Source organism: Pseudundibacterium arcticum, assembly GCF_042646465.1.
GTDB lineage: Bacteria > Pseudomonadota > Gammaproteobacteria > Burkholderiales > Burkholderiaceae_D > Undibacterium_A > Undibacterium_A arcticum.
Genome location: NZ_JBHRTP010000093.1, coordinates 1 through 4457 on the forward strand (window position 1 = coordinate 1; position 4457 = coordinate 4457).

A 4457-nucleotide genomic window follows, 5' to 3' on the forward strand; every position below is an offset into this window, starting at 1 on the left:
TCTAAAGTTTGCATCTTTACTTCGAGCATTGGAATGCCTATCAGACCGGATGCAACACTGCTCGATTCCGATTTAAACAATGGACCATTACCCGCAGCGCGACTTTTTCCCCGCCGATCGTTTTCATTCATAACACGGTGGATGGCCAACCGCAACGAGCCTTGATAGAAAGACACTGCGCGCGGTACTGCGCGGCACAAGGCGCTGGTCGCTGCAGTTGTCGGCGTGCGCGCTGCAATGACCCACTATTCCGAATTCCCCGCGAATCAACTGCCCGGCAAACCGTACCAGCTTTGTTAGTTGTCGCGACCTTGATGCAATCAATTGCCGCACCCGCTGAATCGAAGCCGATGTTCATCACGGCTACTCTCGAAAAGACGAACATACTGAGATGCCACAACGTCGATATGGTAGCGATTGGCGGCGTCTTGCACCAATGCCAGGGCGTTCACGTATTTTTGCTTATCAGTCGCGAAAGCCGCGACAACTTGCGCAGCTCTTTCAATCGGAACCTCCCAGTCCTCCAACTCGATCACGTCACCAGCAATGTCGTCAGCTGTCGTCAGCATATTTCTAATATCCCCTACATCAGAGGCAATGTAGGGTTTCCCAGCAAAGAGACAATCGACAATAGTCAGAGGAAAGCTTTCGGACTTGAACTTTGTCAGCATGATTCCCATGTCCGCCGCCGCATAGTGGCCGACCGAGTTCTCGCTGAAGCCCGCCAAGTAGACAAAATCGGGCGCACCGGCTCGACAGTACTCATCGTAGACCGGTCCATTACCTACCAGTATGAGGCGAATGTCTCGGCCCGATAGCGCCCGCGCTCGCTCAACCACCATAATCGTTTCCGCCCATCCCTTATCGGGTATCGCGCGGCTGACGCAGCAGAGTGCGAAGGCATCCTCCGGGATACCCATGTCTGCGCGCGGTATCGGCACGACACGAGGAGGCTGCATTCCGTTAGGCATCTTGACAAACCGGGACGACGACTTGTCATAGAGCCCGATGCAGGAGAAGGGAACGAGATTCTTCTCTGCGGTATAGACCCAGGTGGTGACGCTTTGGTCTGACTTGCGGAGTTGCTCCTCAGTGACGCCGAAAGCGTCTCCATGCTCAATCATTCCGTGAAGGGAGGCGACATGCCCACGCAGTTCGTCAAAGACATCCGGAACCTGCAGCGGGTACTTTTGAATGTGCCACTGGTGCGTATTCAGCACCTCTACCCCGAAATCGCGGATGATCGCCTTCACATCCTCAACGCTCGACGTCTCGATGACGGGTACGTCGTTGCGCAGCATCCGGCGAACCCCATCTTCGCGGGGATTCAAACCCGCGTTCAGCAACACCACTGAAAGGCCTTGGCGCTTGAATTCGTTCGCCAACCTGATGGGGAGGATCTCGGCTCCGCCGGGGAAGAACCCCATGGTCGAGACCATGACGTTCGGCAGCCTACGTTCACGGGCCTTGAGGATGGACTGGTAGTCGTACCAGAGCGCGAATTCCTCATCGCTCTGGCCGACCATCTTCTCGTAGAATGTCCTGTATCCTTCTCGACATTGCTCCAGAATTTTCAGAGGCACGTTGTACAGTGCCGCGACCGTCCGGCTTGCGATCCCCACTTCCCTATAGAAAACGCTTTTTTTATAGGTGACCTCGGCCGCGCTGCCTTCGTACCGTCGGAAGAAGTTCGTTGTCTCGGTGGAGTAAGCGATCTTCCCGCCCCGAATGATTTCAAGGTAGAAGACCCAATCGCCCGCGACAACCATCGACAGCCAAGATTCGTCGTCCAGCAGGGGCATATTGATCGGGCGCTTGAAGAGAACCCCGCTTGCGTTGGGGATCGTGTTCTTAATGCCCAGAGCACTCCTCACCTCGTTGTGAGCTGTCTCCACGTACGAACCGTTCCATTTCTCAGCGCACTCCAGATCGCTCAGGTAGCTCTGGAAGCCGTCTCGAATAGGAACTTCGTTCTTGTCCACAAAAGTGGACTTAGCGTAGGCGAGCAGAACGGCCTCGTCCTCAAAACAACTGACGAGCACCTCGAGAAAGCGCTCATCACAGTAGTCGTCGCTTTCCGCAATCCAGATGAGGTCGCCTGTGGTCGCCTTGATTCCCTTGGCCCACTGGCGAAAGGCGCTACCCGAGTTCTCGTCGTTGTACAGCGTACTGGTGATATCAGGGTAGGCCGCGGCATACTGGTCCATCAGGGACCGACTCTGGTCGGACGAGCAGTCGTCCAGCAAAATGACCTCGATGTTCTTGTACGTCTGCCCGTAGATGCTGTCCAGCCGGCGACGTAGGAACGGCTCGTGATTGTAGTTCGGCACAATCACGGAAACCTTGGGCATGACCGCACCCGGGGAGATGTCCAAGAGTGCGCGGGTTGTTTCGTTGACGCGACAAAAGCCACCCTGCCGGTCGGGCTCAAGGAAGAGCCCCTCATTCCAATCGTTCCACCCATTCACGAACACGAAGCGGCGATCTTCCGGATGGGCAACCCTCGCGCCGGCAATGGCTGCGTCCAGCCAGCGGCGGTAATCCCTCACGTGAAAGCGCGTGTACACGAGCGGGCGCTCTGGCTTTCTGGCGGTGTTATCGCGCCCAAGCGTGACACAGTGAAAGAACGGGTGAGCGGAGCCTTGCGCCGTTCGAGCTCGATCAACGCCCTGCGAGGCGACCACACCGTAGGGCACTACGTCGACCCCATTCTTGTCCAGTGGCAAAAGGTCGCCTGTCTCGCCAGGTACCGGAGCACTGGGTAAATCGAGCACGGCATCGCACAGGATCGCCAGAGACGCAACCGAACTGTCCTCACTAGCCGACGCCCACCGGCCGACCAGGAAAGGGCTGCCGATGCCCTGATCGGCAAGCAGGCGCCTAAGTTGACCAAGGACGCTGGCGGCACACCGCCTTTCGTCAGGCATCGTGAAGAGAACGAGCGGCCGGTCTGCGATACGGATATACCGCCGATCCGACACGGTGCGCACAATAGAGGCGACAAGAGGCGCGAGAGCATCTTCCGAAGGCAGCTCGGCCTGCACGCAGAAGCAGAAGTCGATATCGTCGTGACCGAGGAAGTTATCGACCGGCTGAGCGCGTCCGTCGCCTGCCGCACCAATGCCGAGATCAAAGCAGAAGCCGTAAAGGCCATGACGCTTCGCCAACTCCGCCTGATGTTTGAGCACCCGCCAATCCGACGGGTCATAGAACCCGAATTCGTCGTGCGGGAGAGGCGGCTGCGAGTGGCCTTTGAACATGGGTCGTCCGCTGCGCAAAGTTGCCCAGTCGGGCGACGAGTAAAACGCGAGCAGCTTGATGTCGGTATCCACAACGCCAAACCAAATGTCATTCTCGTGGACCGTGGCCATATCGGGGACGGCGAGCCTCATTTCCGACGCGCCTGCGACAATGTAGTGCCAGAAAGGGTTGATGCCCGCATTGCGAATATCGCTGTAGGTTGCCAGATAGAAGCTGGTGTTGAAGTCGTCAGAGGGACTCCTTCCCTCGCGCCAACCGAACTCGCAGTAATGTCTGATTGCATCGCACGGTGGAGGCTGAAGGTCCGGGTACGTTGAGCGGTAGAAGGACTCGTAAAATAGACCAGACTTTTTGATGGCATCAACCTCCGCGTCAAGCTTTGTATTGGAGATCTTCTCCTGATGGGATACCAAAACCGAATCGGGGACGGCGTTCCTCAGTTCCGAAGCGCCTACGACAACGTAATGCCAAAAAGGATTGATGTCCGCATTGCGAATATCGCTGTAGGTTGCCAGATAGCAACGGGTGTCGAAGTTGGCAGAGGGATTTCTTCCTTCTCGCCAACCATGCTCACAGTAATGTCTGATTACGTCCAAAGATAGTGACTGCAGGTCCGGGTACATTGATCGATAGAAAGGCTCGTCGAAAAGCCCTGACTCTTTGATGGTCTCAACCTCGCGCCGAATCCGTGAACGTTCGGCTATTTTTCCCAGCAACGACATGCAGGCTGATGGAGCTCCTTGCCTGATAGCCGCGACCACCTTGCGCAATGGCGCGGTTACGCGCCAAGAGCGGGAGTGAATGATCTGGTTCAGCTGCTGTTGTGCATTACGAGTCTCAGAGTCCTTGTCAATCACGATACGGTCGGCTTTATCTCTGAGAATCGCGATCTGCCCTTCGCGTTCGACCACGGCATGGTTGAGGTTGACGATCTGCCCGTCGCGTTCGGTCACGGACTGGTTAAGGTTGGTGATCTGTCCGCCGCGTTCGGCTACGGCTTGGTTGAGGTTGGTGATCTGTCCGTCGCGTTCGGCCACGGCTTGGTTGAGGTTGGTGATCTGTCCGTCGCGTTCGGCCACGGCTTGGTTGAGGTTGGTGATCTGTCCGTCGCGTTCGGCCACGGCTTGGTTGAAGTTGGTGGCATGCTGCTTCAATTCATTTAACTCAAAATGCTCCAAGTGCCGTGAGCCCAGCGC

General features: G+C 56.7%; 1 protein-coding gene. It reads right to left on the bottom strand.

All coding sequences use genetic code 11. The annotated features are described in order from the left end of the window. Nucleotides 1-320 precede the first annotated feature (320 nt). The gene (locus tag ACFOFO_RS23950) at nt 321-4439 is read right to left on the bottom strand and encodes a glycoside hydrolase family 99-like domain-containing protein (protein WP_390333189.1); all 4119 of its coding nucleotides are present in this window, start codon (nt 4437-4439) and stop codon (nt 321-323) included. Nucleotides 4440-4457: the final 18 nt, after the last annotated feature.